Origin of the sequence: Mycolicibacter icosiumassiliensis (assembly GCF_900078685.2) — a bacterium.
Lineage (GTDB): Bacteria > Actinomycetota > Actinomycetes > Mycobacteriales > Mycobacteriaceae > Mycobacterium > Mycobacterium icosiumassiliensis.
This window is the reverse complement of record NZ_LT546166.1, coordinates 813,561-839,200: the sequence shown is the minus strand read 5'-3', so window position 1 is coordinate 839,200 and position 25,640 is coordinate 813,561. Positions and strand designations below refer to the sequence as shown.

Here is a 25,640-nt window from a genome sequence, read left to right as displayed (position 1 = left end):
GAGAGATGGCAATGACGAAGTTGGCGGTTATCTACTACTCGGCCACCGGACACGGCACCAAGATGGCGCACCGGGTGGCTCGGGCGGGCGAGGCGGCGGGCGCCGAGGTCCGTGTGCGCCACGTCGAGGAGACGCGCGACCCGGAGACCTTCGCCCACAACCCGGCGTGGAGCGCCAACTACGCGGCGACCAAGGACCTGCCCGCGGCCACCGGCGACGACATCGTCTGGGCGGACGCCGTCATCTTCGGGTCGCCCACCCGATTCGGTTCCCCCTCGGCACAACTCCGCAACTTCCTGGACGGGCTGGGCGGCTTGTGGGCCAAGGGCGAACTCGCGGACAAGGTCTACGCCGGCTTCACCTCCACCCAGACCGCCCACGGTGGGCAGGAAGCCACGTTGTTGAACCTCTACGTGTCCCTAATGCATTTCGGCGGCATTCTGGTCCCGCCCGGCTACACCGACCCGATCAAGTTCGCCGACGGCAACCCCTACGGCGTCGGGCACATCACCGGACCGAACAACCAGAACGAGCTGGACGAGGCCACCCTGGCCGCACTCGACCACCTGGCCACTCGGGTGGTGGGCGTCGCCGGCAAGCTCGCCGCGGGCTGATGCCTGGCGTCAGGCCACCCACACCGTCTTGAGGTTGCAGAACTCGCGGATGCCGTGGCCCGAGAGTTCTCGGCCGTATCCGGATCGCTTGATCCCGCCGAACGGCAGCTCCGGGTAGGACACCGTCATGCCGTTGATGAAGACCTGGCCGGCCTCGATCTCGTCGGCAAACCGGCTGATCTCCGCCTCATCCCGGGTCCAGGCATTGGACCCCAGCCCGAACGGGCTGGCGTTGGCGATCTCGATGGCCTCGTCGATGTCGGCGGCGCGGTACACCGATGCCACCGGGCCGAACACCTCCTCGGTGAAGATCGCCATGTCGCGGCCGATGTCGGTGATTACGGTGGGCGGGTAGAACCAGCCCGGACGGTTGAGTCGCTTGCCGCCACAACGAATTACCGCGCCCGCTGCGGCAGCGGCATCGACCTGCTGCGCGACTTCGTCGCGGCCCGCTTCGGTGGCCAACGGTCCGACGTCGGTGTCCGGGTCGGTCGGGTCGCCGACCCGCAGCGCCGACATCTGGCTGACGAACTGCGTGACGAAGTCGTCATAGATGTCGGTGTGGACAATGAATCGCTTTGCCGCGATGCATGATTGGCCGTTATTCTGCACCCGAGCGGTGACCGCGGTGCGCACCGCGGCCGCCAGATCGGCCGACGGCATCACAATGAACGGGTCGCTGCCGCCCAATTCCAGCACGGTGTGTTTGACCTCGTCGCCGGCGATAGCGGCGACCGAACGCCCGGCGGGCTCGCTGCCGGTCAGGGTTGCTGCCACCACCCGCGGGTCGCGCAGCACGCGCTCGACAGCCCCCGAGGAGATCAGCAGAGTCTGGAAGCAGCCCTCAGGGAAACCGGCGCGGGCCAACAGGTCGGCGAGGTACAGCGCGGTCTGCGGCACGTTCGAGGCGTGTTTGAGCAGGCCCACGTTGCCGGCCATCAGGGCGGGGGCGGCAAATCGCACCGCCTGCCACAGCGGGAAGTTCCACGGCATCACCGCCAACACCACCCCCAGCGGCTGGTACCGGGCGAACGCCTTGGAAGCATTGACCTTCGAGGCGTCGGCGACCTCGTCGGCCAGCAACTCTTCACTATGGTCGGCGTAGTAGCGGAAGCCCTTGACGCACTTGAGTGCTTCGGCCTTGGCCGAAGTCAGCGTCTTGCCCATCTCAAGGGTCATCATCGCGGCGACCTCGTCGGCTTCGGTCTCCAGCAGATCAGCGGCGGCGTGCATCCAGCTGGCGCGCTGAGCGAAACCGGTGCGACGGTAGTCGACGAAGCGATTCGCCGCGCGCGTGATCGCGGCATCGACCTCCGCGTCGCTGGCTGCGGTGAACGTCTCGACCGTTTCGCCGGTGGCCGGGTTGGTCGTGGCTATCGGTGTTGCGGGCACGCGGGCCTCCTTCGAAAGCGCTGCGGTGAGAGAGTGCATGTCCAGCCTGCCACTATCGAACCGCGTAGGCTCGCCACGAGCCAGCGTCAGTACATCGATACGGGAGTTGCCCGATGCGTTTCAACCCACCGCCCAACTGGCCGCCCGCGCCACCTGGCTGGGCACCGGATGCCAACTGGGCGCCGGACCCGACGTGGCCGCCCCCGCCCCCCGGCTGGCCGCTGTGGGTGGAGGACGACGCCGTCGGCGTGGCACCCGGGGGCTACCCGCCCTATGGTGCGCCGTGGCCGGTCCCGGGGCCCGAGCCCAGGTCACGCAAGGTGTTGTGGCTGTCGCTGGCCGCGGCTGCGGTGGTAGTCGCGGTGGTCGCCGGTCTGGTTCTGAGCCTGGGCGGCCGACTCACGGCAGCGGACAAGCCGTCTCGTAAGCCAGACATCACGAACCTGACGTCGGAGATGCTGGTGGAGCGGTCTTCCTTCCCGGACCCGTCCGGCGGGAAGTGGATCAGCGGGGTGAACAGCGCCGGCGACACGCCGTCGGACATGCCGAATCTGACGGTCGACCCGCCCGAATGCGCCGACTTCTACTCCAGTCCCTCCTCCGCCACGCAGACGGCGACGGCGACGCTGGCCAAGCTGCAGCCCGGCGGCCTGCACACCATGCGGGTGCGGCTGGCCCTGACGCCGGATCACCCGAACCTCAAGCGGTTCGTGGAGAAGTGCCAGACGTTCAAGCAGACCTTTGAGCAGGGTGGGCGTTCGGTGACCACCGACATCCAGATGAACCCGCTGGATGCGGATGGGGTGCCGCCGTGGGCGGTCGCGACGGTGATCACCAGCGCCAGCAAGGCCGCCATCCGGTTGCCGATCTCGATCACGGCCTCCACCATCTCCGGCTATTACCGCGGGGTGCTCGTGGTGGCGACCAGCAACGACATCGGCTTGCGGATGGAAAGCGACGGATCCGATGACGCCACGCACGCCGAGGACCTGGTGAAGCTGTTCAACACGCAGATCGAGAAGCTCGAAGCCGCGCAGTAGCATCACCCCAGATGCCACGTGGGCCCCACCGGCCTCGTGGCAGAACCATGTGGTGCTGTTCGAATTGGCTATCGCATGCGCTAGCGCCTGTTGGATGGCCAGGTGGTGATATCGCCGGTGATACCCGATTCGGACAGCACACTATGTCGGGCCGACGGTGCGCACGGTGCAGGTGTTGCGGGAGCGCGCCTATGGGTGCCATTCGCGGCAGCCTGCCGCAACCACCGCTCGGCCTATGGGCGCTGGCCCGCTTCGCCCGACTCCGTCGGCTGGGCCTATTGCGGTGGCCCGCTGCCCTCGACTCCGTCGGCTGGGCTTATTGCGGTGGCCCGCTGCCCTCGACTCCGTCGAGCTTGCGATCACCGCTTGCGACCACCGCCGTCGCCGCCAGGATTGCCACCGAGACCAGGGCCGCAAGCTGCACCCCGGCGGAGTGGCCGGCATAGCCGTCCACAACGCCAGCAGCGGCAGCAGAGCCAGCCCGCCGGCCATGCCGAACCGGTACATCCGGTTCGGCCCGAAGATCAGCGTGATCGTGCCGTCGGTGCCCGCGGGCAGCACAAAGCCCTGCTGCCACCCATTGACCGCGACCGGAGCCAATCGGGTGCCGTCTGAGGTGCGCGCCACCCCCCCGCCGTTGATGCTCTCCGGAACGACCAGTACCCGAGCGGCGACCGAGGCGGGCACCGTCACTTCACGCCGGTCCGCGCCCCACCGGCCCAGGACCGCGGGAGTGGTCGTGGCTGCACCGGTGGCTGCCGATGGCCCGGACAGCGTCGCTCCGTCGACGACGAACGCCGGGCCCGGGCTGATCAGCAATTCCTGCGCGCCAGGCGGCAACGCGATCGGACGCAGATCGCATGCCTGCGCCGCCACTGGCCCGTCGTCGAGCAGCGCACCGACCGTGGTGGTGATCGAGGTGTGCACGAACCGTCCGGCGATCGCGATGATCGGGCCGTGGTCGCAGTCGATGCTGACCTGGCGTGCCCGGTTGCGGGCGGGGTCGGCGGGGGCAACGGGACGTCCGTCGGCGCCGAGCACGCTGACCTCGGCCAGCCCCGGCGGTTTGAGCTGGTCGAAGCCGAGCGCGGTGCGGTCGATCACGTCCTCCCACCCCAGCAGGCTGATCGTCACCGTGTCGGTGACCCGCGGCAGCAACCGCACCTGCTGGTCGTCGGATTCCGTCAGGTCCCGGACCTGGGGACCGGAGCCCAGGTCGATGGCGACCAGCGTGGGGTGCGCCGGCAGCGGGGATTGGCTGGGGGTGAACCGGACTCCGGTCACCTTGATCGGCCGCGGCAGGGTGATGGTCAGGGTCGGCGGGGATCGGTGCGCGACCACTCGCTGCGACGCCGTCCATGCCGTGCCCGGGTCACCGTCGGCGGCGGCGTAGGCCGACCCCAGCACGTCGAGCACGTCGGCGTCGCCGCGGGCCCGCAGGGTGCCCGGCTCGGCGATCAAGTCGACCAGGTTCGGGCCTTGACGCGGGCGCACCCAGACGATCGGGGTCACCGACATGGGCCGCGGCACGTTCAGGGTGCGGCTGAAGGTGGCGGGCTCCTCGGGCTCGAGCATCATCGACGCCGCGCAGCGCACCGCGCCGTCGGCCGTCGCGCAACCGGTCCGTCCCGGCAAGCCGGTACCCAGGTCCCACTGCGCCACCTGGGCGCCTGCGGGCGGCGCGGGAACCAGCGCGGTGTGGCGCAGGTCGACCGGGTGCGCGAAGCCCGAAGCGTCGTACTGGGTGATCGCCAGATCGGTGATGCCGAACTGCACACCGGGGGAGCCGTCGTCGGTGCCCGACGCGGTGATCCGCACCCAGGGCGTTTCGCCATAGGGCAGCGCAGCGATCAGGGGCTCGCCGGCGCGGTCGAACCGCAGCGTGGTGGTGCCGTTGACCGTGGAGATCTGGATCCGCCGCACCTGCGCGCCGACGGCCGTCGCACTGGGCGTCACGGTGATGGTGCCGTTGGTCAGCGGGTGGTCGAAGTCCACCTGCAGCCACTGGCCGACCGCCGACTGCAGGGCGTTGGATACCCAGGCGGTGCCCGAGTCGCCGTCGATGGCGGCGGCCGGTGAGGTCGACGGCGCGACATCGGGCAGCGTGGTGGCGTCCGAGGATGAGCTGGAGGCGGTGAGCCGGCCGCCGAGCCAGCCGCCGAACACCGTGCTGGCGCCCGGTGTCGGATAGTCCGGAACCCGGCTGAGGGTATGCCGGGCGTCACCGGCCGCCCGGATCGTCGACGAGTGGTCATCGACCCGGCCGTAGTCGGTCTCGCGAGCCAGGGGTGTGTCGGTGACGGTGACTACCGGTGCGCCCAAATCCGCACGGCGGGCGTCAGCGGTCAGCAACACCGGGCCCAGCACCGGCTCACCGCGCAGTCGGCGGTGTTCGTCGAGTCGCAGCAATACCTCCGGGCCGCCGTCGACCCGCGGCATCGCGTCAAGGTCGGTCAGATCCCGGTAGATCTCGATCGCGGGATAGGCCGGCCGCAGGCCGCTGTCGGCGACGAATCCGGGGACCGTGCCCGACCCGACGGGATCGCCGAACTGGGCCACCCGCTGCAATCCCGGCGAGCCGTCGACAGCGCGGTGCACCAGCAATGGCCGGGCCGACCGTGAGGTGTCGGGGTCCAGGTCGTTGCGCACCACCAGGTAGGAGATGCCTTGCCTGATCAGGGTGTCGGCCAGGCCTGCGGACGGGCGGCCGGCGGCGAACAGGCGCTGCACCGAGTCGAGCGCCCGAATGGTCTGCGGCGGGGTCAGCGGGATCGAGTCGCGCACTCCCCACGGGCCGGCCCCTATCTCGCTGAGGACCTGCAGGGGTTCGTCGTGGCTGGTGCCCCAGGTCTGGGTGGCAAACGGCGCCCCCGGCGCCACCAGCACCCGGCCGGGGGTGGGTCCACCGCTGTTGTGTTCGGCCAGCCAGGCGGCGGCGTCGCGCCAATACTGCGGCATTGCACTGAATGTGCCCGGCGGGGTGAGCCGGCCGGTCCAGGCCAGTGACGTCGAGACCAGCACAGCAGTCAGGACCACCAGACCGACCGCGGCTGACTTGTGGTGTTCGGGGTGGGCGAACGCGCGCCGCCACACCGGCGCCGGCGCGCTGCCCGGCAACGGGATGCGGCCCAGCAGATGGGTGAGCCCCAGGACTATCGGGATCCGGATCACCGACTCGAGTTTGTGCAGGTTGCGCAGCGGCGCCCCTGCCCCGTCCAGGAAGGCCTGCACCGAGTGGGCCAGCGGCGAGCCCAGTCCACCGGCGTAGCCGATGGCTAACAGTGTCACCCCGATCAGCAGCATGGTGACCAGCCGTGCGGCGCCAGGTGCGCGCCGAGCCAGCAGGCCGGTCAGTCCGGCTAGACCGGCGGCCGCGACCAGGCAGGTGCCCAGGATCATCACCGGGCGGGTGACCAGCGGCGCCCCGGCCGTGGCATTCGGCGCGACGAACGGCGTCCAGCTGTGGGTGCCGCGCAGCATCTCGGTCAGCGACGTCCACCGGGTGGTGACGCCGGCCGATTCGATGAAGTCCAGGAACGGCGGGCTGACCCGTCCTAGCAGCAGCAGGGCCACCACCCACCAGGTCACCGCCAGCGCCAGCGCCAGCAGCCACCAGCCGGTGAACCGCCACCAGCGCCGGTTCGGGCGATGACACAGCCACCAGATCATCGCCGGAAGGCAACCCGCCAGCGTCGCGACGGCGTTCACCGCGCCCATCAACGCAACCGCGACCCCAGCCTGGCCGGCCAGCACCCGCGCGGGCCGCTCCGGGGTGTCCTGGCTCGGATCACCGGGCGCCCCCAGCGCCCGGATGACCGGCAGCAACACCCAGGGGGCCAGCATCATCGGCAGCGTCTCGGAGGAGATCGAGCCCAGGGTGGTGAGCACTCGTGGCGACAGGGCGAACACGGTGGCGCCGATCAACCGTGCCGTCGGGGTCCCGATCCGCAATGTCTCAGCCACCCGCAGCAGGCCCCAGAACCCCACCGTGAGCAGCACCGCCCACCACAGCCGCTGAACTATCCAGCCGGGCAGCCCCAGCAGGTCACCCGCCAGGAAGAAGGTGCCGTGCGGGAACAGATAGCCGTACGCCTGGTTCTGCACCTGGCCGAACGGCAGTTCGCTGCTCCACAGGTTGGCGGCACGAGCCAGAAACCGCAGCGGAGCGATGGTCAGGTCAAGTTTGGTGTCCGGAGAGATCCGGCCGGGTGCCTGCAGCAGGCTGAGGGTGAGAGAGACCGCGCCGACCAGCCACAACCAGCGCCGGGATAACGGTGTCACAGCCTGCGGTGTTGCCGGCGTACGGTCGGGCGTTGCCGGCGTCCGCAGGTCAGCCGCGGTTGCCGTATTCCACCCTGTTCAGCACCGAGGACGCCGGGTCACCCCCGGCGATCTGCGGCTTGGTGTCTTGTTGCACCATCAGCGTGACCCCGAAGACGGCCGCCGCACCCAGCAACACCCCCACGACGATGCTTATGGCTGCCGGCACCACGAACCGAGGCATGGTCAGGCTCCTTCTGCACTCTCGTGACGTAGATCGGGGGCGCCATCAACATCAGCCCCCGCTGGCCCCCGACCGCCAACGTAGCACGTGAGCCTTCATGAGCCCCGCGGTTCCGGCCGTGACAGCATGGTGCGATGCCTGGATCGCTGACTCGACAACTGCCCGGTCTGCTGCTGGCCGCCGCGGTGCTGCCGGCCCTCGTCACGTCGTGCTCGCCCCGTGACGAGACGCCCGCACCGTCGTCTGACGCTTCCCCTTCGAAGGCGACGGCTGCCGCGCCGTCGGTGGATCCGGTATGTGAGCAGGTGTCGGCCCTGCCGCTGCGCGACAAGCTGGCGCAGCTGGTGATGGTGGGGGTTCGTGACGCGGCCGACGCCCGCGCGGTGGTCACCGATCACCACGTCGGCGGCATCTTCATCGGCAGCTGGACCGAGTTGTCCATGCTTACCGACGGTTCGCTCAAGGAGATCGCGGGAACCGGCGGGCCGCTGCCACTGGCGGTCAGCGTCGACGAGGAGGGCGGCCGGGTGTCGCGGCTGTCGTCGCTGATCGGGAAGTCGCCGTCGGCGAAGGAACTGGCGCAGAGCAGTAGCGCAGCGCAAGTGCGTGAGCTGGCCGCCGAGCGGGGCCGCAAGATGGCCGACCTGGGCATCACCGTTGATTTCGCACCCGTCGTCGACGTGGTGGACTCCGATACCGACGACGACACCGTGATCGGTGACCGCTCGTTCGGTTCGGACCCGGCCAAGGTCACCGAATACGCCGGCGCCTATGCGCAGGGATTGCGCGACGCCGGGCTACTGCCGGTGCTCAAGCACTTTCCCGGCCACGGCCACGGTTCCGGTGACTCCCACACCGCCGGCGCGGTGGTCACCCCGCCCCTGGCGCAGTTGCAGGACAACGACTTGGTGCCCTACCGCACCCTGGTCACCCAGGCGCCGGTTGCAGTGATGATGGGCCACCTGGAGGTGCCCGGCCTGACCGAGGACCCCGCCAGCTTGAGTCCGGCGGCGGTCGAGCTGCTGCGCACCGGCACCGACTACCACGGCCCGGCGTTCGACGGCCCCGTGTTCAGTGACGACCTGTCGTCGATGGCGGCGATCACCGAGCACTACGGGGTCGCCGAGGCGGTACTGCGCAGCCTGCGGGCCGGTGTCGACATCGCGCTGTGGGTCACCACCGACGAGGTGCCGGCGGTGCTGGACAGGTTGGAGCAGGCGGTGTCCGCCGGGGAGCTGAAGCAGGAGGCTGTCGAGGCCTCGCTGGCACGGGTTGCCGCGGTCAAGAAGCCTGGTACGCACTGCCGCGGCTGATTCCGGCGGCGTGGGCAGCACACAAGTTACTCTTCGGTAAGATCGTGCCGAGGGGGAGCGCGGAAGGACCTCGAGGCGATGGCAGCTGGTAGCAAGCGGTTACCGCGGGCCGTGCGCGAACAGCAGATGCTCGACGCCGCGGTGCAGATGTTCTCGATGAACGGCTACCACGAGACCTCGATGGATTCGATAGCTGCGGCCGCGCAGATCTCCAAGCCGATGCTCTACCTGTACTACGGCTCCAAAGAAGAATTGTTCGGGGCATGTCTGGACCGCGAACTGCGCCGCTTCGTCGAGACAGTGCGTACCGACATCGATTTTCAACAGCCCCCGAAAGACATGCTGCGCAATACCATTCGGTCGTTCTTGCGCTACATCGATGCCAACCGGGCGTCGTGGATCGTGATGTACACCCAGGCCACCAGTTCTCAGGCGTTCGCCCACACCGTGCGCGAGGGCCGCGAGCGAATCATCGAGCTGGTCGGCCGGCTGCTGCGGGCCGGCACGCGTAAACCCGAACCGGGCCTCGACTTCGAGTTGATGGCGGTCGCACTGGTGGGCGCCGGCGAGGCCATCGCCAGCCGGGTCAGTACCGGCGACACCGACGTCGACGAAGCCGGCGAGCTGATGATCGATCTGTTCTGGCGCGGCCTTAAGGAAGCCCCCGGCGGCCGCGACGGCGCCGTCGCGGCCGGGTAATCGAGTGCGGCCTCAGGCCGTGAACAGATCCTGGATGGTCGCGGTGATGTCGCTGACCGCGCCGTTGAGTGCGAGATATTCGAAACCGACTCCCAGCGTGCCTAATCCGAGGATGCCGGCGATCGGCAACCCGATGGCGTTGACGATGTCGCCCTGGGCGAGTTCTTGGGCGAACACCTCGAATGCGTACGCCGGTGCGGTGGTGAGCAAGGCGTTGAGGATGTCGGCCGTGGGAAGCAGCGCGGCGTAAGCCGTCGAGGTGATGCTGCTGAACGCGTTGGCAAGTTCGCTGAGGCTGGGCAACGCGAACGACGTGACGTCGCCCGCCGAGGTGCCCAGGAAATCGGAGGCAGCGGGGAAGGACAGGTTCGACAGATCGTGGACGAAGTCGTTCCAGCCCTGTTGCGCCCCATTGCCCAAAGCCGTCAGGACCTCACCCCAGTTGAGGTCGGTCGGGAACAGCTCGAACGGGGTGGCCACATTGGCCGGGCCGGCGGACCAGCCTTCGGTGATGCTGCCGTAGCCGAGGTTCACCAGGATCCGCATACTCGGTTCCAACAGGTCGTAGAGCGGCTGGCCGATGACCGGGATCGACTGCAGCGGCATCAGCAGCGGCAGTATCTCGCTGGGAATCATGAAGTAGTGGGTGTTTCCGTCATAACCCTCGCTCATCGGCAATTCGATCGCCGTCCCCAGTTGTTCGGCGGTCAGGCTCGGGTAGACCACGTGCTCGTAGATGATGCCCAGGACAGCGTTGAGGTCGGCCAGGAAATTGATCGGGTACTTCGGGAAGTCGGCGTAGCCGTCGTATTCCAGGGTGTAGACGGAGGTGTCCCACGGGGTGGCGTCCGGGATGGCGCCGTTGAACGTGATACCCAGACTCGGGATGGTCGGGTAGCTGCCGTCGTTGAGGACATTGAATCGTTCGAACAGCCCGCCGTTGGGATTGTTGGGGGCGCCGAGCAGTACGAAGGACAACTGGTCGGCGGTCGGCTGCTGGTCGGCAGGCAGTGCCAGCAGGTCGCGCATCACGATCGTGGAAATGGTGCTGCTTTGCGAGTAGCCCAGGACGACGAGGTTGTTTCCCTCGGCGATCTGCTGGTTGATCGTGTTTTGCAAGATGGTGACGCCCTGGGCGATCGACGGATCCAGTTCCAGGCTCTTGACGCCACTGTTGGGGTAGAGGCCCTCCGGCGTGAACAGGGGATTCGTCTTATCCACCGGATAGCGCGGCTGGCCGTCGAAGAACGGGGTGGCCGGGTCGATGTAGCGGGCAAAGAGCGCGTCCATGTAGCTCTGGGGCGGGATCGGCAGGCCGCTGCCACCCATGATCCAGGCCTCGGTGTCCAGCAATTTTGCTTGGGCGGTAACGGTTTTCCACTCAGTGGTCGATACCGGGTGCAGGGCCGGGGACACCGCAAGGGTGACGGCGGAGGTGATGGCCAGCGGTACGGCGAGGGCGTGCAGCGGCCGGCCGGTGTTGTCGAGACGGAACGCGAAGGTCATCGGTGTGTCCTTACAATTGCCTCATGGCAAGGTCTTCAGGCCTGAACAGCGGAAATGACGACCGAGCCCTGGTTGACTGTTCATCTGATCAGTCAGATTAGCTGTGGCAGACCTGTCAACGCAATAGGGGAATCCCAATGAAAATTGGCACGCGGGCCGAACAGCGCGTCGCCACGCGTCAAGCACTGGTTGGCGCGGCGGTCGAACTACTCCGGACCGAGGGGGTGGTCGCGGTGACGACGCGCCGCGTCGCCGGCGCCGCGACCGTGTCGCAAAGCACGGTCATGTACCACTTTCCGACCCGCGATGATCTGGTGACGGCCGCGGTCGCCCAGCTCGCCTTCGAACTGGCTGACCAGGCCCGCATCCACTTCGAAGAGACGGCCGCGACCGCCACGCTCGACCTGGGCGGATACCTCGACCTGATCTGGCGTGAATTCACCACGCCCCAAGCGCTTTCGGTCGCCCAGTTGTGGGTGGCGTGTTGGACCGACCCGCAACTGGCCAAGACCGTGAAGTCGCTGGAGCAACACATTTACGGACTGGCCGTCGCCTCCGCCGAAGCGTTACCCGCGCCGGCTCCGGGGTTCTCCGCGCGGGCCTACATGGACACCGTGATGGTGGTGGTCCGCGGACTGGTGATGTCGATTCCGGTCTGGGGGATCGAGGTGGTCAGCGCCCGCTGGGAAGTCAGTAAGGCCAATCTGCTGAAGGCGGCCGGCCTCGCGGTCGACAACGCTTGATCTGCGGGGTTACAGCGCCCGCACGGTCCCGGTCAGGTAGGGGTAGCCCTTGGCGATGTTGCGCAGCGCCAAATCCCAGCCGCCGTCAACCTTGTCGATGTAGAGGCCGGGGCTGGCCGGTAGCAGCATCGGCTTGCCGAACCGCACCGTGTAATCCACCGCGTCCGGGAGCGAGCCTTCGATGTTGGCCAGAACCGTTGCCGCGGAAAACATTCCGTGTGCGATCGCGGTGGGGAAGCCGAACAGCTTGGCGCCGATCGAGCTGGTGTGGATCGGGTTGTGGTCACCGCCCGCCGACGCGTAGCGCCTGATCTGTCCCGGGGTCACCCGCAGTACCGCGCTCGGCGGGCCCAGCTTGGGCTGCTTCGCCGGCGGTGGTTTCGGCTCATCGGACAGGCTGGTGCGCTGCTGGTGCAAGAACGTCGTCACCTGATGCCAGGCCGGGTCGTTGCCGACGTTGACGTCGGTAACGATGTCGACTAGCAGGCCCTTGCGGTGTTCGCGCAGGTTCTCGGCGCGCACGGTCACGCCGACGGTGTCGGTGACCGCGATCGGGCGGTGACGGGTGATCCGGTTCTCGGTGTGTACCGAGCCCATCGCGGCGAACGGGAAATCGAACCCGGTGGCCAGCTCCATCACCGTCGGGAACGTCAACGCGAAGGGGTAGGTCAGCGGGACCTGATCGGCGAAGCGCAGCCCGGTGACGGCCGCGTAAGCGGCGACGTGGTTGGGGTCGATAGCCAGCTGGTCGACCCGCAGCGTCCGGTTCGGCAGGGCTTGCGTGCGCCGGATGAAGGGCAGCGCCCCGGCGACCGCACGCACCATGTTTCTCGTGCCACTGGGTTGGGACATGCGTCTCACGCCCCCAGCATGGCTTGGCCGCAGACCCGGATGGTGTTGCCGGTCACCGCATTCGATGCCGGGCTGGCGAAGTAGCCGATCAACTCGGCGACATCGACGGGCTGACCACCCTGGAACAGCGAGTTGAGTCGACGGCCGACCTCGCGGGTGGCCAGCGGGATCGCCGCCGTCATCTCGGTCTCGATGAACCCCGGGGCGACGGCATTGATCGTGATGCCCTTCTTGGCCAGCGCCGGAGCCAGCGCCTCGGTCAAGCCGATCATGCCGGCCTTGGTGGCCGCGTAGTTGGTCTGGCCGCGGTTACCGGCGATCCCGGCCATCGACGACAGGCCGATCACCCGGCCGCCCTCACCGATGCTGCCGCCCTCGACCAGTCCTTCGGTAAGACGCTGCGGCGCAAGCAGGTTGACTGCCAAAACCGCGTTCCAGCGGGCGTCGTCCATGTTGGCCAGCAACTTGTCGCGAGTGATGCCGGCGTTGTTGACCAGTACGTCGGCCTTGCCGCCATAGTGCTGCTTGAGGTGCGCGGCGATCTGGTCCACCGCGTCGTCGGCGGTGACGTCCAGCGCTAGCGCCGTCCCGCCCACCCGGGAGGCCGTCTTCTCCAGCGCCTCGGCGGCCTGCGGCACGTCGATCGCCACCACTTTGGCGCCGTCACGGGCGAACACCTCGGCGATGGTGGCGCCGATACCGCGCGCCGCACCGGTGATGATCGCGACCTTGCCTTCCAGCGGACGGTCCCAGTCGGCGGGTGCGGTCGCGTCGTCGGCGCCCACGTAGAACACCTGGCCGTCGACGTAGGCCGAGCGGGCCGAAAGGATGAATCGCAGCGTCGACTCCAGGCCGGTGGCGCCGGGCTTGGCGTCGGGCGACAGGTACACCAGCTGCACCGTGGCACCGCGCTGCAGTTCTTTGCCCAGTGAGCGGGTGAAACCCTCCAGCGCGCGTTGAGCGATCTGCTCGTCGGCGCTGCCGGTGGCCTGGGGGGTGGTGCCGACGACCACCAGCCGGCCGCAGCGGCCCACGTTGCGCAGCAGGGGGGTGAAGAACTCGTGCAGGGCGGTCAGCCCGGCGGGCGAGGTGATGCCGGTGGCGTCGAAGACCAGCCCGCCGAACGCGTCGGCCCAACGGCCGCCTAGGTTGCGTAGCGGCTCGGCCACCCGGCCCGCCCCGCCGATCAGCAGGGGTCCGGCCAGTGCCGGCTCGCCGACCCGGTAGCGGCGCAGGGTCTCGGCCTGCGGAACGCCGAGCTGCTTGGACAGGAACGATCCCGGGGCGGAGCCCAGGATCTGGGACAACAGGTCCGAAGGGACTTTGGGGGCCTTGGGGGGCATGGTGCTGCCTTCCATGTGGGGACGTGCCTGGTGCAGGCCACGGTGTCGACAACGAACTTACTCCAGAGTAAGAATACTGGGTAGTATCACCCCGACTGTCCCCGGCGACTCGGGGACCCACCACCAGAGACGAGAGATCGTGGCACCTGCATCTGCTGCTAAACCTGCCGAGGCAACCGCCGGCACGCGACGCCGTGTCGCCGTTCTCGGGGGCAATCGCATTCCGTTCGCGCGCTCCGACGGCGCCTACGCGAACGCGTCCAACCAGGACATGTTCACCGCAGCGCTGGGCGGTCTCATCGATCGGTTCGGCCTGGCCGGGGAGAAGCTGGACGCGGTGATCGGCGGGGCCGTGCTCAAGCACAGCCGCGACTTCAACCTGATCCGCGAATCGGTGCTCGGCTCTGCGCTGTCGCCCTACACGCAGGCGTTCGACCTGCAGCAGGCCTGCGGCACCGGACTGCAGGCGGCGATCTGCGCCGCCGACGGGATTGCCGCGGGCCGCTACGAAGTCGCCGCCGCCGGCGGGGTGGACACCACCTCCGATGCACCCCTGGCAATCGGCAACGAACTGCGTCGCACGCTGCTCGCGCTGCGCCGGTCCAAGACGAACCTGCAGCGGCTCAAGCTGGTCGGCAAACTGCCGGCCGCGCTGGGCGTGGAAATCCCGGCCAACAAGGAGGCTCGCACCGGCCTGTCGATGGGCGACCACCAGGCCATCACCACCAAACAGATGGGCATCAAGCGGGTCGACCAGGACGAGCTGGCCGCGGCCAGCCACCGCAACATGGCCGCGGCCTACGACCGGGGCTTCTTCGACGACCTCGTTACGCCGTTCCAAGGGCTCTACCGCGACGACAACCTGCGGCCTCAGTCCAGCCCGGAGAAGCTGGCCACGCTCAAGCCGGTGTTCGGTGCGAAGGCTGGTGACGCCACCATGACCGCGGGCAACTCCACCCCGCTGACCGACGGCGCGTCGGTGGCGCTGCTGGCCAGCGAGGAGTGGGCGGCCGCGCGCAAGCTGACTCCGCTGGCCTACTTCGTCGACGCGGAGACTTCCGCGGTGGACTACGTCAACGGCGCCGATGGCCTGCTGATGGCCCCGACCTATGCGGTGCCGCGGCTGTTGGCGCGCAATGGGCTGACCCTGCAGGACTTCGACTTCTACGAGATCCACGAGGCGTTCGCCGCGACGGTCTTGTGCCACCTGGCGGCGTGGGAGTCCGAGGAGTACTGCAAGGAGCGGCTGGGACTGGATTCGGCGCTGGGCGCCATCGACCGGTCCAAACTCAATGTCAACGGCTCGTCGCTGGCCGCCGGGCACCCGTTCGCGGCCACCGGTGGTCGCATCGTGGCGCAGGCCGCCAAGCAGATCGCCGAGGCCAAAGAGAGCCGCAAGGGTCAAAAAGGCACGGCGAAGAACAAGCCGGTGCGTGCGCTGATCTCGATCTGCGCCGCCGGAGGTCAGGGCGTGGCCGCCATCCTGGAGGGATAACAGGCTCAGAGTCGACGTTTGATACGCGCCGCCGCCGGGTAATCGAGACAACGGTTCGCTGCGCGTGGCCGCTCGCCCCCGGTGGGTACCGCGAGGCAACCTGCCCGGTCCGCCGCTGAACTGAGGGGATTCAGCGGCGGACCGTTTCGGCGCGCCGGTTGCGAACGGCACCGATCGCCTGATCCCACAACAGCAGCGCGCTGGCCTTCAGCTGGGTTGGCTTCGCCAGTTCCCGGGCCATCAGCGCAGTGGCTGCCGCCTTGGTCTGCACCGATGCCTTCGAGGTGTGGCCGGAGTCGAATGGCGGCTGGGGGTCGTATTCGATCACGAGCTGAATGGCTTTGGCGTGGTCCTCGCCGGCGATCTGCGCGGCCAGCCACAGTGCCAGGTCGATCCCGGCCGACACGCCCGCGCCGGTGACGATATCGCCTTGGTGGACGATGCGTTCGTCACCGACCGGGGTCGCGCCGAACGCCTTGAGTGCGCTCAGCGCCGACCAATGCGATGTTGCTCGCTTGCCCTCCAGCAGGCCGGCGGCGGCCAGCACCACCGATCCGGTGCACACCGAGGCGGTCCAGGTGGCGATCCGCTGGGCCCGTCGTAGCCAATCCAATAAGACCGTGTCCCGGGCGGCCGCCATGCACCCGGGGCCGCCCGGCACCACAATGACGTCGGGGGAGGGTGTTTCGTCCAGGGAGTGAGTCGCCCCCACCACGAGTACCCCAGAGTCGGCCGTGACCGGTCCCGGCTCATGCCACACGAAGCGCACCCGCGCGTGTGGCAGCTTGCGTAACACCTCGTAGGGGCCGATGAAATCCAGCGCGGTGAAGCCGGGATACAGCACGATAGCGATCTGCATGGGTGTTCCTCTCAGGCGAACGTCTTGCGGTAGTGGTCGGGCGGCACACCGAGTCGGCGGATGAAGGTGCGGCGCAGGGTCTCTGCCGTTCCGAAGCCGCAGCGGCCGGCGATCGCGACCACGGTGTCGTCGGTCTCCTCGAGTTGCCGGCGCGCGGCCTCGGTGCGCACCCGCTCCACGTACTCACCGGGTGGCATGCCCACCTCCTCGGTGAAGACCCGGGTGAAATGCCGGGGGCTCATCGCCGCCCGGGCCGCCAGTTCGGTGATCCGGTGCGGGCCGCCGGGTTCGGCTTCGATCAGCTCCTGCACTCCGCGGATCGGCGCACGGCGTGCCCGGGGCAGCCAGACCGGAGCCGCGAACTGAGATTGACCACCCGGCCGCCGCAGGTACAGCACCAGCCATCGGGCCGCGGTCTGCGCCACCTCGGTTCCGTGATCCTGTTCGACCAGCGCCAGGGCCAGATCGATACCGGCGGTGACACCGGCTGCGGTCCACACCGACTCCGAGGTGCGTATGAAGATCGGTTCGGGATCGACGGTGACCGCGGGGAACTCGCGGGCCAGCGCGTCGGCGAACGCCCAGTGGGTGGTGACCCGGCACCCGTCGAGCAGTCCTGCCTGCGCGGCCAGGAACGCGCCGGTACACACGCTGGCAACCCGTCGGGTATGGGTGGAAGCACGGCGGACCCATGCCACGGTCTGCGGGGCGGCCTGCGCTGCCGGGACACCGATTCCGCCGGGCAAGACCAGCGTGTCGATGGGCTCGTCGGGATCCGGCAGGGGCACTGGGGCAAGAGACACCCCGCCGCTGGTGGCTATCGGCGCGCCGTCAACGCTCGCCACCGTGACCTCGTAGCCGTCCTTGCCGCGGCCCAAACCGAGCAGGACGAGCGTCGCGGTGGCGAAGACCTCCGCGGGCCCGAAAACATCCAGCGCCTGGATGCCCGGATAGCCGAGGATAACGACGTTGCGGATCATGTCATCAGTGTCGGCCGACCGGACCGGTGGCGTCTACGACACACATCCCACAAATCAGGACAGATGAACGCGGGCAGAGGTGATTCTCACTGGTGCGGGGCACCTTCGATGAGCGTATAGCCGGAGGGCTGTGGCAGGGGTGTGGCGTCCAACAGTTCGAACCCGGCGCTGGCGAACAGGTCGACGAATTCACTACGAGTGCGTTCCCGTCCGCCGACATTCACCAACATGTTGAGGTCACTGAGGTAGACCTGCGGCGGCAGCGATCCGTCTACCGCCGGAGGCAGCACCGGTTCGATGACCAACAACCTCCCGTGGTCCGGGATCACCTGCCGGATCTGGCTCAAGATCGTCGAACAGCGGGCGTCGTCCCAGTCGTGAATGACGCTTTTGAGCAGGTACAGATCGGCCCCCGTGGGCGCCACTGCGAAGAAGTCGCCTGGGTGCAATGCGCATCGCTGCTCAAGGCCCGCGGCGGTCAGCGTGGTCTCGGCTTGTGCCAGACCTGCCTCGGTGTCGAACAGGATTCCCGACAAGTGTTTGTGGGCGTTCAAGATGCCCGCCAGCAAAGTGCCGTCGCCACCGCCGATGTCGGCGACCGTGTGGAAGCGGGTGAAATCGTAGGCGCTCGGCAGTTGATGGGCGGTCAACATGGTCCCGGCTTGCATCGCGGCGTTGAACGCTGCGGATAGAGCTGGCCGGGCGCTCAGGTAGTCGAAGAAGTCGGTTCCGAACACCTGGTTGAATGTGGTGTCACCGGTGCGCACGGCGTGTTCGAGTTCGCGCCAACCGGCGAGCATGGCCGGGTCGCCGAACAGCGTGACGAAGGTGCGCATCGAATCCGGACGATCGGAACGCAGCAAAGCGCCGTCTTCGGTTAAGGCGAAGAGCCCGGGTTCGGGCTCGGCTAGCAACCCGAGTGCAGTCATGGCACGAAGCAGCCGAGTCAATGCCTCCGGAGCGGCTTCGACAGCCCGGGCGATCTCGCGGTGATCGCGGGCATCCTCGCCGAGGTGGTCGGCGATTCCCATCTTGGCGCCGGTGTAGAGCACCTCGGCCGCCATGGCGCCGAAGATCATCCAATTGAGTCGGCCGCGGCTTTCCAACGTGGTCATGGCCGGCCACGTTACGTCAACGAGATCAGTCGTGGGGGAGTAACTTTTCGGTATCCGGGCTAGTTTTTCAGCTAATTGCTTTGAGGCAGTTAGATATTCGGGTAAAAAAGCTAGCGCTGTTCGTGATACGTGATACCGCTGGAGAGCAGGATGCCGTTCAAGCATGACCAGACCACGTAGCTGAAGTAGGCGTCGGCATCCATCGCCGTGTCGGGGAGGCCGTGATCGACGTAAGACTCCAGGGCCTCTTGGCGCCGCTCGGCCATCCCGGGGATCCGTGCGGCGTGTTCACGGCGGTTTTCCTCGGCAGCGGCCACGCTGATCACGATCAGCGCGACGGTAGTGGTCGCCATCATGGCGGCTTCGGGACTGCAACCGCGCCGGATGAGGGCAGCAACCTCGCCGGCCAACAACGCCTCGCCCGCAGGGCCGCGGGGAAACAGCAGCTGTACGTACGCGGGTAGCCCAGGATGTGCGAGCAAGAACGCCCGCAGCTGTTGAGCTGACGACAGCAGGTGTTCGGCGGCGTCGTGGTCTGGGTTGTCGGCGATCTGCAGATCGGACAGGATCCGCTCGCCGACAACGGTTTCCAACCCGAATTTTCCGTCGACATGGCGATAGAGCGCCGTCGAGCTGACTCCGAGTTCGAGGGCGACCGCCTGCACGGTGAGGTCGCGTAGGCCTATTCGTACGCCGACCCGTTCAATGTCGTCCACCGTAATCCGGGGGGGACGACCAACCGGTCGTCGAGGGGACATCACCATTTTCTCGCTCCACCATTTATATTTGTTACGCGCATAACTAATAGGTCGACGTGCGGTTTCGGCGTCGCGTCACCATCAGGAACCAGAAGGGCTCGCGAATGACAATGACAGCGTCGTCACCAATACCACCACAAGCTGATGCCCCAAGGCTGGCACTGGCCGGCGCTGTCCGAGTGGTGGTCGACTGGGTTGTCGGGACGCGGGCATGACGGAACCGATGTGGATGGCTGTGCCACCGGAGGTGCATTCGACGTTGCTGTCCACCGGGCCGGGGCCGGGGGGCCTTTTGGCCGCGGCGGCCAGTTGGAGCGATTTATCTGTCCACTACGGCACTGCCGCCACTGAGCTCGCCGCGCTGCTGGGCCAAGTCAGGTCCCAGTGGGAGGGTGCCGGTGCCGACCGGTATGCCGCGGCTCATGTCGGATATCTGGCCTGGCTTGACCAGCAGAGCGACCGCAGCGCGGTCGTCGCGGTGCAACACCAGACGGCAGCTGCGGCATACTCCACGGCCTTGGCCACCATGCCGACGTTGGCCGAGCTGGCTTCCAACCGCGTTGCTCACGGCGTCCTAGTCAGCACGAACTTTCTTGGGATCAACACTATTCCGATAGCATCAAACGAAGCTGACTACGTTCGGATGTGGGCACAGGCGGCCACCGCGATGGCCGGCTACCAAGCGGTGGCGGAGGTCGCGCTGGCCTCGGTTCCCCAAAGTGCAGTTGCTCCCCCCATGCTGACTGCGTCGGCTGAGTCCGCATCCCTCTTCGACCAGCTCCTGCAGTTCATCTTCGGGTGGGCCGAAAACGGCCAGGAGACCATCGATCTGATCAAGGATCCGATTGGCTTCCTGCAACCGTTCTTCACCGATTTTGTCGCCAATCCGGTGGTGGCCTTGAGCACTTGGGGACCGCTGCTCTTCTACATCAGCTATAACATCTGGGGCTATCCGTTCTGGTTCACGATCTACGGCATGATCCTGGCCTCGCCACTGCTGTTCAACGCGACCCTGGGTCTGGCTGGCCTGGCGGGGCTGGCCGCGCTACAGACGACTCCCGCCGCTGCTGAGGACCCCGGAGGTGCCGCGGTTGCCGGCAACAGCCCGGGTGGTGCGCCGCAGCTTGCCGCCGGTTCGGCGACAATCTCGGGTGCCGGTACTGGAGGCGGAACCGCGGGGTCGGCGGCGCCATCGGGAGCCACGACTGGCGCTCCGGGCGCGCCGGCTGCGCCCATTTCGGTGCCCTACGCGGTGATTGGATTCCACCCGCCGGACGAGGGCTTCGGTCCCACCCTGACCGACCGGACCGTGACCAAGGCACCGCCATCGGGTGTTGATGCGTGTACGGCCGCAGCGGCTTCGGCAGGTCGACGGCGCAAATCGCGGCGGCGGCGAGGTGGCGAACTGAATCATCACGCGAACGCATTCATGACGATGGAAAGTGACGACGAGCCGGTGGGCACCCGCGAGCCGGTGTGCGAGGCACCGATCACGGCATCAATTCAGGGCGCGGGGCGGGTCGGTGCCGCCGGAGGTTTCGCAGATGCCGAGACCGAGCGAACCGGTCAGGTCAGGGCGAGCGGCCTAAACATCCTTGACCGCAGTAACTTCGGTGACAGCCCGACTGAGCCCTTGCTGCCAAGCAACTGGCAGCAAGACCCGCCGGAACGGCTCTGAAGGCCGGCCTTGTCCGCGTCTGGCACCCCGCGGCCAAAGCGTCCGCTCTCATGCAGCAGGCCCCCAAGGGGGTCTCCCCGGGGGCCTGCGCGGTCTGTACTCAGCGTTTAGAACGCTGCTTCGTCGAGCTCCATGATGTCGTTGTCGATGTTCTCGATCACCGAGCGAGTGCTGGTCAGCAACGGCAGGAAGTTCTTGGTGAAGAACGACGCCACCGCGATCTTGCCCTCGTAGAAGGACCGGTCAGCAGCTGAGAGGTCGCCGGCGGCAGCGTCCAGGGCCGCCACCGCCACCGCGGCCTGGCGGGCCAGCAGCCAGCCGATCATCAGGTCACCGACGCTCATCAGGAAGCGCACCGAACCCAGGCCGACCTTGTAGATGCTGGAGATCTCCTCCTGCGCGGCCATCAGGTAGCCGGTCAGCGTCGCCGCCATGCCCTGCACGTCCGCCAGCGCGGTGGCCAGCAGTTCCCGCTCGGCCTTCAGCCGCCCGTTGCCGGTCTCGTTCTTGATGAACGTCTCGATCTCGCCCGCGACGTGGCCCAGTGCAGCGCCCTTGTCACGGATGATCTTGCGGAAGAAGAAGTCCTGCGCCTGAATTGCCGTGGTGCCCTCGTAGAGCGAGTCAATCTTTGCGTCACGGATGTACTGCTCGATCGGGTAGTCCTGCAGGAAGCCCGAGCCACCCAGGGTCTGCAGACTCTCGGTGAGCTTGGCATAGGCCTGCTCGGAGCCGACACCCTTGACGATCGGCAGCATCAGGTCGTTGATCTTGACTGCCAGGTCGGCGTCCACGCCGTGCAGCGCCTTGGCGACTGCATCGTCCTGGAAGGTGGCGGTGTACATGTACAGCGCGCGCAGACCCTCGGCGTAGGCCTTCTGGGTCATCAGCGACCGGCGGACGTCCGGGTGGTGGGTGATGGTCACCCGCGGCGCGGCCTTGTCGGTCATCTGGGTCAGGTCGGCGCCCTGCACCCGCTCCTTGGCGTACTCGAGCGCGTTGAGGTAGCCGGTGGACAGCGTCGCGATGGCCTTGGTACCGACCATCATCCGGGCCTGCTCGATCACGTCGAACATCTGCGCGATGCCGTTGTGCACCTCGCCGACGAGCCAGCCCTTGGCCGGTACACCGTGCTGGCCGAAGGTCAGCTCACAGGTGGCCGACACCTTCAGGCCCATCTTGTGCTCGACGTTGGTGACGAACGCACCGTTGCGCTCGCCGAGCTCACCGGTTTCGAAGTCGAACAGGAACTTCGGCACGAAGAACAGCGACAGGCCCTTGGTGCCGGGCTTTGCGCCCTCCGGGCGAGCCAGCACCAGGTGGAAGATGTTCTCGAACAGGTCGTCGGAGTCAGCCGAGGTGATGAACCGCTTCACCCCGTCGATGTGCCACGAGCCATCTTCTTGCTGGACGGCCTTGGTGCGGCCGGCGCCCACGTCCGAGCCGGCGTCCGGCTCGGTCAGCACCATGGTCGAACCCCAGCCGCGCTCGGCGGCGAGGACGGCCCACTTCTTCTGCTCTTCGGTGGCGATGTTGTAGAAGATGTTGGCGAAGCCGGCACCGCCGCCGTACATCCACACCGCCGGGTTGGCGCCCAGGATGTGTTCCTGCAACGCCCACATCAGGACCTTGGGCATCGGAATACCGCCGAGCTCCTCAATGACCCCGACCCGGTCCCAGCCGCCTTCCAGGTGGGCGCGCACCGACTTCTTGAACGATTCGGGCAGCGTCACCGAGTGCGTGGCTGGGTCGAACACCGGCGGGTTGCGGTCGCCGTCGACGAAGGACTCGGCAATCGGGCCCTCGGCCAGGCGGACCATCTCGCCGAGCATTTCTTGAGCGGTCTCGATGTCCAGGTCGGCGTAATCGCCCGCGCCGAAGACCTGGTCCAGGCCCAGCACCTCGAACAGGTTGAATACCTGGTCACGGACATTGCTCTTGTAGTGGCTCACTACTTCCTCCTCATGGAATGCCACCTGTGGTTGGGTACTCAGGCTTAAGTTACCCACCAGTAACGTAACCTGAAATATACTCGCCAGTAGCCATAGTGCAAGCTGATGTGAGCTACGTCCTTCATACGGGTAACCAACCGGTTGGTCCTCGGTCCGGGAAAGCGGTCGTCGGCGGCCGATCCGCCGAGGCCAGGGGCTGGCGAGTAGGGTTCTGGGCGACCAGACCAGACGAGGCGAATGGCCCCCGGTGAATCCCCACGTGAGTTCCGCAAGCAACCTGACCCCGCTGACCCCGTCGTCGCTACGGGAAGCCTTCGGGCATTTCCCGTCCGGAGTGGTAGCGGTGGCGGCCGAGGTCGACGGCGTTCGGGTCGGCCTGGCGGCCAGCACCTTCGTCCCGGTCTCGTTGGAGCCGCCGCTGGTGTCCTTCTGCGTGCAGAACACCTCGACGACGTGGCCAAAACTGAAGGATTCGCCGCGGTTGGGCATCAGTGTGCTCGGCGAGGCGCACGACGTCGCGGCGCGCACCCTGGCGGCCAAGACCGGTGATCGGTTCGCCGGGTTGGAGACGGTCACCAACGACGGAGCAGTCTTCATCAAGGGCACCGGCGTGTGGCTGGGCAGCGCTATCGAACAGCTGGTGCCGGCCGGCGACCACACCATCGTGGTGCTGCGGGTCTGCGAATTGACCGTCGATCCGGATATCGCGCCAATCGTGTTCCACCGCAGCGGGTTTCGCCGTCTCGGAGGCTGAGGCGCGAGTCGCTGCGGGCGTGCCGGGGGTGCGATGACCACCGCGTATGTGTTGCTATGGGCAGATGGCCTCCCCGCGTAGCGACCCCGTGCAGTTGAGGACCACCGCCGAGATGCTGGTGGCCGAAGCCGCCGCCTTCGTCCGGCGTCGACGCGCCGAGGTGTTCGGCGCGGAAGGGGTCGAGTCGTCCTCCGGCGTGGTCCAGACGAAAAGCAGCCCGACCGATCCGGTGACCGTGGTCGACACCGAGACCGAGAGCTTCATTCGGGATCGGCTGACACGGCTGCGGCCTGGTGATGCGGTGCTGGGCGAGGAAGGCGGCGGCTGCGGCGACGTCGGTGGCAGCGAGCCCGATCTCGTGACTTGGGTGGTCGACCCAATTGACGGAACCGTTAATTTTATGTACGACCTCCCGGCTTACGCGGTCTCGGTGGCCGCGCAGGTTGGCGGGGTGTCGGTGGCCGGCGCAGTTGCGGACGTGGTTGGTGGCCGGATCTACTCTGCCGCTGCCGGATTGGGCGCCCGCGTGACCGACAGTCGGGGAACTGTCGGACTGCGCTGCACCGAGGTCAGTGAGCTGTCGCTGGCGCTGTTGGGGACCGGGTTCGGCTATTCGCCTCGGCGCCGGGCAGTCCAGGCGGCGTTGCTTGCCCGGCTGCTGCCAGCAGTACGTGACGTACGCCGGATCGGATCGGCCGCGCTGGACCTGTGCATGGTCGCCGCCGGGCGGCTCGACGCCTACTACGAGCACGGAACTAAACCGTGGGACTACGCTGCCGGAGCGCTGATCGCGGCCGAGGCAGGTGCGCGGGTGGTGTTGCCTGGCCCGGAGATCGACAGCGGCGACGTGTGCGTCGCCGCGGCGCCGGGGGTCGCCGACGCCTTGATCGCAATTCTGCAGCGTGAGGGTGGCTGGGCCGCCATCCCGCAATAGCCGGATTGCGCGAGGAGCGTTGTGAGCGGGTTCACTTCGCGGCGGTTTTATTGCCTATCACTTGTTGACCACCGTTCGATCGCGTCGGTAGAACGGGACATGCAGAAGCGCTGTCGCTTCCGCGGCCGCATGGACGCGGCAATCGCCAGATAGTGAAAACTGGCTAGTAGCAGCTGGTTTTCCAGCTCATCGACACGTAACTAGTGATGGCAACGTAACGGAATGTGTAGGTCGAAGAGATGACGATTTCATTCGAGTTGGAATCCGCCGAAGATACTTCATTGCCGATTCCCCAGGTGGCGCTCAATGACGAGGTCGCCATGCCGGTGCTGGGCCTCGGGGTCGCCAAATTATCCGACGAGCAGACCGAGGCATCGGTGCTGGCGGCCTTGGAAAGCGGCTGCCGGCTCATCGACACCGCCGCGTCCTACGGCAACGAAGCCGTCGTGGGGCGGGCGATCGAAGCGTCCGGTGTTCCGCGTTCGGAGTTGTTCGTCAGCACCAAGTTGGGCACGTCCAGTCAGGGCTACTCGGCTGCCAAGCAGGCCTGCGAACGCAGCCTGGAGCAGCTCGGTCTGGACTACATCGATATGTACCTCATCCATTGGCCGGCGCCGCAATTGGGCAAGTACGTGGAGAGCTTCGAGGCGATGATCGAGGCCCGTGACGCCGGCCTGGTGCAGTCGGTCGGGGTGTGCAACTTCACCGAGGAGCACCTCACCGAGGTGATCGACGAGACCGGCGTGACTCCGGCGATCAACCAGATTGAACTGCATCCGCGGCTCAACCAGGCCGAACTTCGTGACGTCAACGCCAACCGCGATATCGTCACCCAGTCCTACAGCCCGCTGGGCGTGGGACGGCTGCTTGATGACCCCGCGGTGACTGCACTGGCGAAGGCCCATGGGCGAACGCCGGCGCAGGTGTTGATCCGCTGGAATCTGCAGTGCGGCAACGCGGTGATCTCGCGGTCGGGGAATCCGGAGCGGGTTGCCGCGAACCTGGACGTGTTCGAGTTCGAGCTGTCCGAGGCCGACATGGCCACCCTGGACGGCTTGCATGACGGCACCCGGGTGTTACACGACCCGATGACGTTCTTGGGTACCTAG

21 protein-coding genes are annotated in these 25,640 nt (G+C 67.3%); 10 read left to right on the top strand and 11 right to left on the bottom strand.

The window, feature by feature from the left end; all coding sequences use genetic code 11:
* The first annotated feature begins 11 nt into the window (after positions 1–11).
* Positions 12–614: an NAD(P)H:quinone oxidoreductase gene (gene wrbA / locus BN4346_RS27665; RefSeq protein WP_067968719.1), complete on the top strand. Its 603-nt coding sequence runs from the start codon at positions 12–14 to the stop codon at positions 612–614.
* A 9-nt stretch (positions 615–623) separates the two neighbouring features.
* On the opposite strand, the gene BN4346_RS27660 is transcribed toward wrbA, so the two are convergent.
* Complete coding sequence (locus BN4346_RS27660; RefSeq protein WP_067968716.1) at positions 624–2,045, bottom strand: NADP-dependent succinic semialdehyde dehydrogenase; 1,422 nt, start codon at positions 2,043–2,045, stop codon at positions 624–626.
* 74 nt (positions 2,046–2,119) lie between these two features.
* On the opposite strand from BN4346_RS27660, the gene BN4346_RS27655 reads away from it, so the two are divergent.
* Positions 2,120–3,046: a hypothetical protein gene (locus BN4346_RS27655; RefSeq protein WP_067968713.1), complete on the top strand. Its 927-nt coding sequence runs from the start codon at positions 2,120–2,122 to the stop codon at positions 3,044–3,046.
* 189 nt (positions 3,047–3,235) lie between these two features.
* Here BN4346_RS27655 and BN4346_RS27650 read toward each other — a convergent pair whose 3' ends face one another.
* Both BN4346_RS27650 and BN4346_RS27645 read right to left on the bottom strand, forming a co-directional pair.
* Positions 3,236–7,327 (bottom strand): alpha-(1->3)-arabinofuranosyltransferase, encoded by a 4,092-nt coding sequence (locus BN4346_RS27650; protein WP_078058458.1) that lies wholly within the window; start codon positions 7,325–7,327, stop codon positions 3,236–3,238.
* A 49-nt stretch (positions 7,328–7,376) separates the two neighbouring features.
* The gene (locus BN4346_RS27645; protein ID WP_019738802.1) at positions 7,377–7,550 is read right to left on the bottom strand and encodes a DUF2613 domain-containing protein; all 174 of its coding nucleotides are present in this window, start codon (positions 7,548–7,550) and stop codon (positions 7,377–7,379) included.
* 134 nt (positions 7,551–7,684) lie between these two features.
* Between BN4346_RS27645 and BN4346_RS27640 the strand changes: the two genes are divergently transcribed.
* Both BN4346_RS27640 and BN4346_RS27635 read left to right on the top strand, forming a co-directional pair.
* Positions 7,685–8,863, top strand: coding sequence for a glycoside hydrolase family 3 N-terminal domain-containing protein (locus BN4346_RS27640; RefSeq protein WP_067968710.1), 1,179 nt, complete (start codon positions 7,685–7,687; stop codon positions 8,861–8,863).
* Positions 8,864–8,941: 78 nt separating this feature from the next.
* A complete protein-coding gene (locus BN4346_RS27635) occupies positions 8,942–9,562 on the top strand; it encodes a TetR/AcrR family transcriptional regulator (protein WP_067968708.1) in 621 nt (206 codons plus the stop codon).
* A 12-nt stretch (positions 9,563–9,574) separates the two neighbouring features.
* On the opposite strand, the gene BN4346_RS27630 is transcribed toward BN4346_RS27635, so the two are convergent.
* A complete protein-coding gene (locus tag BN4346_RS27630) occupies positions 9,575–11,068 on the bottom strand; it encodes a PE-PPE domain-containing protein (RefSeq protein ID WP_067968705.1) in 1,494 nt (497 codons plus the stop codon).
* Between the two features lie 137 nt (positions 11,069–11,205).
* Between BN4346_RS27630 and BN4346_RS27625 the strand changes: the two genes are divergently transcribed.
* The gene (locus tag BN4346_RS27625) at positions 11,206–11,811 is read left to right on the top strand and encodes a TetR/AcrR family transcriptional regulator (RefSeq protein ID WP_067968702.1); all 606 of its coding nucleotides are present in this window, start codon (positions 11,206–11,208) and stop codon (positions 11,809–11,811) included.
* 9 nt (positions 11,812–11,820) lie between these two features.
* Here BN4346_RS27625 and BN4346_RS27620 read toward each other — a convergent pair whose 3' ends face one another.
* Both BN4346_RS27620 and BN4346_RS27615 read right to left on the bottom strand, forming a co-directional pair.
* Complete coding sequence (locus BN4346_RS27620; RefSeq protein WP_067968699.1) at positions 11,821–12,663, bottom strand: MaoC/PaaZ C-terminal domain-containing protein; 843 nt, start codon at positions 12,661–12,663, stop codon at positions 11,821–11,823.
* Between the two features lie 5 nt (positions 12,664–12,668).
* Positions 12,669–14,006: a 3-oxoacyl-ACP reductase gene (locus tag BN4346_RS27615; RefSeq protein WP_067968870.1), complete on the bottom strand. Its 1,338-nt coding sequence runs from the start codon at positions 14,004–14,006 to the stop codon at positions 12,669–12,671.
* A 139-nt stretch (positions 14,007–14,145) separates the two neighbouring features.
* Here BN4346_RS27615 and BN4346_RS27610 point away from each other — a divergent pair, with 139 nt between their 5' ends.
* Positions 14,146–15,501, top strand: coding sequence for an acetyl-CoA C-acetyltransferase (locus BN4346_RS27610; protein ID WP_067968696.1), 1,356 nt, complete (start codon positions 14,146–14,148; stop codon positions 15,499–15,501).
* Between the two features lie 130 nt (positions 15,502–15,631).
* Here BN4346_RS27610 and BN4346_RS27605 read toward each other — a convergent pair whose 3' ends face one another.
* The 4 genes from BN4346_RS27605 to BN4346_RS27590 all read right to left on the bottom strand — a co-directional run bounded on the left by BN4346_RS27605 (position 15,632) and on the right by BN4346_RS27590 (position 19,171).
* Positions 15,632–16,360, bottom strand: coding sequence for a DJ-1/PfpI family protein (locus BN4346_RS27605; protein ID WP_067968694.1), 729 nt, complete (start codon positions 16,358–16,360; stop codon positions 15,632–15,634).
* Positions 16,361–16,371: 11 nt separating this feature from the next.
* A complete protein-coding gene (locus tag BN4346_RS27600; RefSeq protein ID WP_067968692.1) occupies positions 16,372–17,340 on the bottom strand; it encodes a GlxA family transcriptional regulator in 969 nt (322 codons plus the stop codon).
* An 86-nt stretch (positions 17,341–17,426) separates the two neighbouring features.
* Positions 17,427–18,455: a methyltransferase gene (locus BN4346_RS27595; RefSeq protein WP_067968685.1), complete on the bottom strand. Its 1,029-nt coding sequence runs from the start codon at positions 18,453–18,455 to the stop codon at positions 17,427–17,429.
* A 110-nt stretch (positions 18,456–18,565) separates the two neighbouring features.
* Positions 18,566–19,171: a TetR/AcrR family transcriptional regulator gene (locus BN4346_RS27590; RefSeq protein WP_067968683.1), complete on the bottom strand. Its 606-nt coding sequence runs from the start codon at positions 19,169–19,171 to the stop codon at positions 18,566–18,568.
* A gap of 253 nt (positions 19,172–19,424) precedes the next feature.
* On the opposite strand from BN4346_RS27590, the gene BN4346_RS27585 reads away from it, so the two are divergent.
* Positions 19,425–20,891: a PPE family protein gene (locus BN4346_RS27585; RefSeq protein WP_067968680.1), complete on the top strand. Its 1,467-nt coding sequence runs from the start codon at positions 19,425–19,427 to the stop codon at positions 20,889–20,891.
* 107 nt (positions 20,892–20,998) lie between these two features.
* On the opposite strand, the gene BN4346_RS27580 is transcribed toward BN4346_RS27585, so the two are convergent.
* Positions 20,999–22,843: an acyl-CoA dehydrogenase gene (locus BN4346_RS27580; RefSeq protein ID WP_067968867.1), complete on the bottom strand. Its 1,845-nt coding sequence runs from the start codon at positions 22,841–22,843 to the stop codon at positions 20,999–21,001.
* A gap of 277 nt (positions 22,844–23,120) precedes the next feature.
* Between BN4346_RS27580 and BN4346_RS27575 the strand changes: the two genes are divergently transcribed.
* The 3 genes from BN4346_RS27575 to BN4346_RS27565 all read left to right on the top strand — a co-directional run bounded on the left by BN4346_RS27575 (position 23,121) and on the right by BN4346_RS27565 (position 25,640).
* A complete protein-coding gene (locus BN4346_RS27575; protein ID WP_407695123.1) occupies positions 23,121–23,597 on the top strand; it encodes a flavin reductase family protein in 477 nt (158 codons plus the stop codon).
* A 64-nt stretch (positions 23,598–23,661) separates the two neighbouring features.
* On the top strand, positions 23,662–24,531 hold the full coding sequence (locus tag BN4346_RS27570; protein ID WP_067968677.1) for an inositol monophosphatase family protein: 870 nt from the start codon (positions 23,662–23,664) through the stop codon (positions 24,529–24,531).
* Positions 24,532–24,770: 239 nt separating this feature from the next.
* Entirely contained in the window at positions 24,771–25,640 is an 870-nt protein-coding gene (locus BN4346_RS27565) for an aldo/keto reductase (protein WP_067968674.1), read from the top strand.

Bases quoted from the DNA above. Each gene is read 5' to 3' on its own strand.
- wrbA (WP_067968719.1), top strand. From the start codon at position 12: ATGACGAAGTTGGCGGTTATCTACTACTCGGCCACCGGACACGGCACC.
- BN4346_RS27660 (WP_067968716.1), bottom strand. From the start codon at position 2,045: ATGCACTCTCTCACCGCAGCGCTTTCGAAGGAGGCCCGCGTGCCCGCA.
- BN4346_RS27655 (WP_067968713.1), top strand. From the start codon at position 2,120: ATGCGTTTCAACCCACCGCCCAACTGGCCGCCCGCGCCACCTGGCTGG.
- BN4346_RS27645 (WP_019738802.1), bottom strand. From the start codon at position 7,550: ATGCCTCGGTTCGTGGTGCCGGCAGCCATAAGCATCGTCGTGGGGGTG.
- BN4346_RS27640 (WP_067968710.1), top strand. From the start codon at position 7,685: ATGCCTGGATCGCTGACTCGACAACTGCCCGGTCTGCTGCTGGCCGCC.
- BN4346_RS27635 (WP_067968708.1), top strand. From the start codon at position 8,942: ATGGCAGCTGGTAGCAAGCGGTTACCGCGGGCCGTGCGCGAACAGCAG.
- BN4346_RS27630 (WP_067968705.1), bottom strand. From the start codon at position 11,068: ATGACCTTCGCGTTCCGTCTCGACAACACCGGCCGGCCGCTGCACGCC.
- BN4346_RS27625 (WP_067968702.1), top strand. From the start codon at position 11,206: ATGAAAATTGGCACGCGGGCCGAACAGCGCGTCGCCACGCGTCAAGCA.
- BN4346_RS27620 (WP_067968699.1), bottom strand. From the start codon at position 12,663: ATGTCCCAACCCAGTGGCACGAGAAACATGGTGCGTGCGGTCGCCGGG.
- BN4346_RS27615 (WP_067968870.1), bottom strand. From the start codon at position 14,006: ATGCCCCCCAAGGCCCCCAAAGTCCCTTCGGACCTGTTGTCCCAGATC.
- BN4346_RS27605 (WP_067968694.1), bottom strand. From the start codon at position 16,360: ATGCAGATCGCTATCGTGCTGTATCCCGGCTTCACCGCGCTGGATTTC.
- BN4346_RS27600 (WP_067968692.1), bottom strand. From the start codon at position 17,340: ATGATCCGCAACGTCGTTATCCTCGGCTATCCGGGCATCCAGGCGCTG.
- BN4346_RS27595 (WP_067968685.1), bottom strand. From the start codon at position 18,455: ATGACCACGTTGGAAAGCCGCGGCCGACTCAATTGGATGATCTTCGGC.
- BN4346_RS27585 (WP_067968680.1), top strand. From the start codon at position 19,425: ATGACGGAACCGATGTGGATGGCTGTGCCACCGGAGGTGCATTCGACG.
- BN4346_RS27570 (WP_067968677.1), top strand. From the start codon at position 23,662: ATGGCCTCCCCGCGTAGCGACCCCGTGCAGTTGAGGACCACCGCCGAG.
- BN4346_RS27565 (WP_067968674.1), top strand. From the start codon at position 24,771: ATGACGATTTCATTCGAGTTGGAATCCGCCGAAGATACTTCATTGCCG.